Origin of the sequence: Rhizobium sp. P32RR-XVIII (assembly GCF_012641395.1) — a bacterium.
GTDB lineage: Bacteria > Pseudomonadota > Alphaproteobacteria > Rhizobiales > Rhizobiaceae > Rhizobium.
On the sequence record NZ_JABAIH010000011.1, the window covers coordinates 148,118 to 154,345 of the forward strand.

Annotated in this window: 4 protein-coding genes; all 4 read right to left on the bottom strand. The window is 61.3% G+C overall.

All coding sequences use genetic code 11. The features are described 5' to 3' along the window. Positions 1-4 precede the first annotated feature (4 nt). A complete protein-coding gene (locus HGP14_RS25680) occupies positions 5-2,989 on the bottom strand; it encodes a 2-oxoglutarate dehydrogenase E1 component (RefSeq protein WP_168832699.1) in 2,985 nt (994 codons plus the stop codon). 167 nt (positions 2,990-3,156) lie between these two features. Further along, positions 3,157-4,062 (bottom strand): succinate--CoA ligase subunit alpha, encoded by a 906-nt coding sequence (gene sucD / locus HGP14_RS25685; RefSeq protein WP_168832700.1) that lies wholly within the window; start codon positions 4,060-4,062, stop codon positions 3,157-3,159. Between the two features lie 19 nt (positions 4,063-4,081). Next, entirely contained in the window at positions 4,082-5,275 is a 1,194-nt protein-coding gene (sucC, locus tag HGP14_RS25690) for an ADP-forming succinate--CoA ligase subunit beta (protein WP_168832701.1), read from the bottom strand. Positions 5,276-5,295: 20 nt separating this feature from the next. Next, a partial coding sequence (gene mdh, locus HGP14_RS25695) for a malate dehydrogenase (RefSeq protein WP_246704578.1) occupies positions 5,296-6,228 on the bottom strand: 933 nt, incomplete at its 5' end.

The window sequence follows — 6,228 nt, forward strand, 5'->3', positions numbered from 1 at the left end:
GTTCTTAGCCGCCCAGCGCATCCTCGAGGAATGCGGCGAGCTGCGACAGATGCTTGGACATCAGGCCTGTTGCCGGCGAAGCGGCAGCCGGACGCCCGGTGTAACGGACGCGCTGATACTTCGCATCGATGTGGGCGAGCACCCACTCCAGATACGGGTCGATGAACGACCAAGCACCCATGTTCTTCGGCTCTTCCTGGCACCAGACCATCTCGGCGTTCCGGAAGCGCGAGAGCTCGTTGATGAGCGCCTTTGCCGGGAACGGATAGAGCTGTTCGACGCGCAGCAGATAGACATCGTCGATGCCGCGCTTTTCGCGCTCTTCCAGAAGGTCGTAGTAGACCTTGCCGGTGCACATGACGACACGGCGAATCTTGTTGTCCTTCTGCAACTTGATCGGGCTATCCTTGATGACCTCGGCATCGTCCCAGAGCAGACGATGGAAGGAGGACTCACCGGCAAGTTCGGCAAGGCTCGACACTGCCCGCTTGTGGCGCAGCAAGGACTTCGGCGTCATCAGGATCAGCGGCTTGCGGAAGTCACGCTTCAGCTGGCGGCGCAGGATGTGGAAGTAGTTCGCCGGCGTCGTGACGTTGGCGACCTGCATGTTGTCTTCGGCGCAAAGCTGCAGGTAGCGCTCGAGGCGAGCCGAAGAGTGCTCCGGACCCTGACCTTCGTAGCCATGCGGCAGCAGGCAGACGAGACCGGACATGCGCAGCCACTTGCGTTCGCCCGACGAAACGAACTGGTCGAAGACGACCTGCGCACCGTTGGCGAAGTCGCCGAACTGGGCTTCCCAGAGGGTCAGCGCATTCGGGCGAGCCAGCGAATAGCCGTATTCGAAGCCGAGCACCGCTTCTTCCGAAAGCATCGAGTTGATGACTTCGTAACGGGCCTGGTTGGGCGACAGGTTCGCAAGCGGGATATAGCGCTCTTCCGTCTCCTGATCGTAGAGAACCGAATGACGCTGCGAGAAGGTGCCGCGTTCGCAATCCTGACCGGAGAGGCGGATCTTGTGGCCTTCGACCACCAGCGAACCGAAGGCGAGCGCTTCGGCCATCGCCCAGTCGAGGTTCTCGCCCGTCTGGACCATGTTGGCGCGGTTTTCCATGAAGCGCTGGATGGTGCGGTGCGCATGGAAACCTTCCGGAATTTCCGAAAGCTTGCGGCCGATATCCTTCAACGTCTTCATCGGAACCGCCGTCTTGCCACGGCGCTGTTCGTCGGCATTGTCGGCCGTGCGCAGGCCCGACCACTCACCATCCAGCCAGTCGGCCTTGTTCGGCTTGTAGCTCTGGCCGGCGTCGAATTCCTGCTCGAGATGCGCGCGCCAGTCGGCCTTCATCTTCTCGACTTCGCCTTCGCTGACGAGGCCTTCGGAGACGAGACGATCGGCATAGATCTGCAGAACCGTCTTATGGCCACGGATGACCTTGTACATCTTCGGCTGCGTGAAGGACGGCTCGTCGCCTTCGTTGTGGCCGTACCGGCGGTAGCAGAACATGTCGACCACGACCGGCTTGTGGAACTTCATCCGGAATTCGGTCGCGATTTTCGCGGCGTAGACGACAGCTTCCGGATCGTCGCCGTTGACGTGGAAGATCGGCGCTTCGATCATTTTCGCTACGTCGGACGGATAGGGCGACGAACGGGAGAAGGCCGGGTTCGTCGTAAAGCCGATCTGGTTGTTGATGATGACATGCATCGTGCCGGCAACGCGGTGCCCACGAAGCCCCGACAGACCGAGAATTTCGGCGATGACGCCCTGGCCGGCGAAGGCCGCGTCGCCGTGGATCAGCAACGGCAGAACCTTGGCACGCTCGGTCAGCGGAATGACGTCGCCGTCCCAGACGGTCGCGCTCATGTCCTGCTTGGCACGGACCTTACCCATCACGACCGGGTCGACGATCTCAAGGTGTGACGGGTTTGCCGTCAGCGAAACGTGCACCCTGTTGCCGTCGAATTCGCGGTCGGACGATGCACCGAGATGGTACTTGACGTCACCCGAACCTTCGACCTCGTCAGGCGCGTAGGAACCACCCTTGAATTCGTGGAAGATGGCGCGGTGCGGCTTGCCCATGACCTGCGAAAGCACATTCAGACGCCCGCGGTGAGCCATGCCAAAGACGGCTTCCTTGAGGCCGAGGCTGCCACCGCGCTTGAGGATCTGCTCAAGCGCGGGGATCAGCGATTCACCGCCATCGAGGCCGAAACGCTTGGTGCCCTTGAACTTGACGTCGAGGAACTGCTCGTAGCCTTCGGCTTCGACGAGCTTGGCAAGGATCGCCTTCTTACCTTCTGCGGTGAAGGCAACACCCTTGTCCGGCCCTTCGATGCGCTCCTGAACCCAGCCCTTTTCTTCCGGGTTGGACATATGCATGAACTCGACGCCGAGCGTCGAGCAATAGGTCCGCTCGAGGATCTCGATCATCTGCGGAATAGTCGCGTATTCGAGACCGAGTACGTTGTCGATAAAGATCTTGCGGTCGTAGTCGGCAGGTGTGAAGCCGTAGGCCTCCGGTGAAAGCTCCTTGTAGTCTTCGACCGGTGCCGCGATGCCGAGCGGGTCGAGCTTGGCATGCAGATGGCCGCGCATGCGATAGGCACGGATCATCATGATGGCGCGTACGGAATCGCGCGTCGCCTGGAGAACATCGGCGCCGTCAGTCGGCTGGCCCGCGGCTTCGGCCTTCGCCTTGACCTTGGTTTCGATGATCTTCTCGACCGTGCCCCAGTCGCCGTCGAGTGCCGACACCAGATCCCCGCGGGGCTGGACGGGCCAGTTCTTCTTACGCCAGGAAGCGCCCTTGGCCGCCTTCTTCACATCATTCGGGTTGTCATCCAGCGCCTTGAAGAAGGCTTGCCATTGATCGTCTACGGACGTCGGGTCCTCTTCGTAGCGTGCGTAGAGCTGCTCGATATAGGCAGCATTGGCGCCATCCAGAAACGAGGTGATCTGAAACTGCTCGTTGGCTTCTTGCCGTGCCATGGTCTTACGCGGACGCTCTTCGTCCGCCTCCTGACTTTGATGAATTTGCCGGCCGATACCGGCTGCCGCATTCCAATTTGCCGCCTGTCCGCGGCACATCTGCGTAAACGTTCTTGCGCCGGGCGGCGGATGCAGATGCCATCCACCGCCCGGGTCTATATGTCGGCTTAGCCCTTCAGGACTTCAACCAGTGTCTTGCCAAGGCGGGCCGGCGACGGCGAGACGCGGATGCCGGCCGATTCCATGGCGGCGATCTTCGATTCTGCGTCACCCTTGCCACCGGAAACCACGGCACCGGCATGGCCCATCGTGCGGCCCTTCGGAGCCGTACGACCGGCGATGAAGCCGGCCATCGGCTTCTTGCGGCCCTTCTTGGCTTCGTCCTTGAGGAACTGCGCCGCATCTTCTTCTGCCGAGCCGCCGATTTCGCCGATCATGATGATCGACTGCGTGGCGTCGTCAGCGAGGAACATTTCGAGCACGTCGATGAACTCGGTGCCCTTGACCGGATCGCCGCCGATACCGACAGCCGTCGTCTGGCCGAGACCTTCGTTGGAGGTCTGGAACACGGCTTCGTAGGTCAGCGTGCCGGAGCGGGAGACAATGCCGACCGAACCCTTGCGGAAGATCGAGCCCGGCATGATGCCGATCTTGCATTCTTCCGGCGTCAGAACGCCCGGGCAGTTCGGGCCGAGCAGGCGCGACTTGGACTTGTCGAGCTTTGCCTTCACCCGCACCATGTCCATGACCGGGATGCCCTCGGTGATGCAGGTGATGAACGGGATCTCGGCTTCGATCGCCTCGATGATCGCATCGGCTGCGCCTGCCGGCGGAACATAGATCACGGTCGCTTCGGCGCCGGTCTTTTCCTTGGCTTCGGCAACGGTCGCGAAGATCGGCAGCGCCGTGCCGTCGACGCCCGACGACCACGATTCGCCACCCTTCTTCGGGTGAATACCGCCGACCATCTTGGTGCCGTAATAGGCGAGCGCCTGTTCGGTGTGGAAGGTGCCGGTCTTGCCGGTCAGGCCCTGAACGAGGACCTTCGTGTCTTTGTTGACGAGGATAGACATTCTTTCCGGTCCTTCCAGATTAAGCTTTGATCGCCGCGACGATCTTCTTCGCCGCATCGTCAAGATCGTCAGCCGCGGTAATCGCCAGACCAGACTCGTTGAGGATCTTCTTGCCGAGCTCGACATTGGTGCCTTCGAGGCGAACGACGAGCGGAACCTTCAGACCGACTTCCTGCACGGCCGCGACAACGCCTTCGGCAATGACATCACAACGCATGATGCCGCCGAAGATGTTGACGAGAATGCCTTCGACCTTGGGGTCGGCGGTGATGATCTTGAAGGCTGCGGCAACCTTCTCCTTGCCGGCGCCGCCGCCGACGTCACAGAAGTTCGCCGGCTCCTTGCCGTAGAGCTTGATGATGTCCATCGTCGCCATGGCGAGACCGGCACCGTTGACCATGCAGCCGATGTTGCCATCGAGAGCAACGTAGGCGAGGTCCCACTTGGACGCTTCGATTTCCTTCGAGTCTTCTTCGCTCTCGTCGCGCAGCGCCTTGACATCGTCGTGGCGGAAGAGCGCATTGCCGTCGAAGGACATCTTCGCGTCGAGAACGCGCAGGTGACCGTCCTTCATGACGATCAGCGGATTGACCTCGAGGAGAGCCATGTCCTTTTCGTTGAAGGCTTTGTAAAGCGCCGGGAACAGCGCCTTGGCATCTTCAGCGGCAGCGCCAGTCAGTTCGAGAGCCTTGGAGATCGCGGCAACGTCGGCAGCCGTCACGCCGGCTTCCGGATCGATGGCGATCGTATGGATCTTCTCAGGCGTGTCGTGAGCGACAGCTTCGATGTCCATGCCACCTTCCGTCGATACGACGAAGGCAACGCGGCCGACCGAGCGATCGACCAGCAGCGAGCAATAGAGTTCGCGGGCAATGTCGGCACCGTCTTCGATGTAGAGGCGGTTGACCTGCTTGCCGGCTTCGCCCGTCTGCGCGGTAACCAGCGTGTTGCCGAGCATTTCCTTGGCATGAGCGACGACTTCGTCGATCGACTTGGCGAGACGCACGCCGCCCTTGGCATCGGGGCCGAGTTCCTTGAACTTGCCCTTGCCGCGGCCGCCTGCATGGATCTGGCTCTTGACCACGTAAAGCGGGCCTGGGAGCGACTTGGCGGCAGCTTCGGCTTCCTCGACCTTGAGGATCGGCACGCCCTTCGCGACCGGCGCACCATAGCCCTTCAAGAGAGCCTTGGCCTGATATTCATGAATGTTCATGGGGTCTTTCCCTGTTTCGATTACTTCAGCGCAGGTGCAATGTTGCTGCAGGCCTCGCAGAGACCGGCGACCGCGCCGACAGACTTGTCAAATGCTTCCTTCTCGGCCTTGTTGAGGTCGATCTCGATGACGCGCTCGACGCCGCCGGCACCGATAACGGTCGGAACGCCGACATACATGTCCTTGACGCCGTACTGGCCGGTCAGCTGCGCTGCGCAAGGCAGAACGCGCTTCTTGTCCTTGAGGTAGGATTCGGCCATCTCGATCGCCGAAGCAGCGGGCGCGTAGTATGCAGAGCCGGTCTTCAGGAGGCCAACGATTTCGGCACCACCGTCACGGGTGCGCTGGATGATTTCCTCAAGGCGCTCCTTGGTGACCCAGCCCATCGTAACGAGATCGGTCAGCGGGATACCGCCAACGGTGGAGTAGCGTGCCAGCGGCACCATCGTGTCGCCGTGACCGCCGAGAACGAAGGCGGTGACGTCCTGAACGGAAACGTTGAATTCCTTGGCGAGGAAGAGACGGAAGCGCGAGGAGTCGAGAACGCCGGCCATGCCGACGACCTTGTTTGCCGGAAGGCCGGAAAACTTCTGCAGCGCCCAGACCATGGCGTCCAGCGGGTTGGTGATGCAGATGACGAATGCGTTCGGGGCATACTTCTTGATGCCGGCGCCGACCTGCTCCATGACCTTGAGGTTGATGCCGAGAAGGTCGTCGCGGCTCATGCCCGGCTTGCGCGGCACGCCTGCCGTGACGATGCAGACATCTGCACCCTCGATCGCGGAATAGTCGCTGGCACCCGTGAGATTGGCGTCGAACCCTTCGACCGGCGACGATTGGGCAATGTCGAGACCCTTACCCTGAGGAATGCCGTCGGCGATATCGAAGAGGACGATGTCGCCGAGCTCTTTCAGGCCGGCGAGATGCGCCAGCGTGCCACCAATCATGCCAGA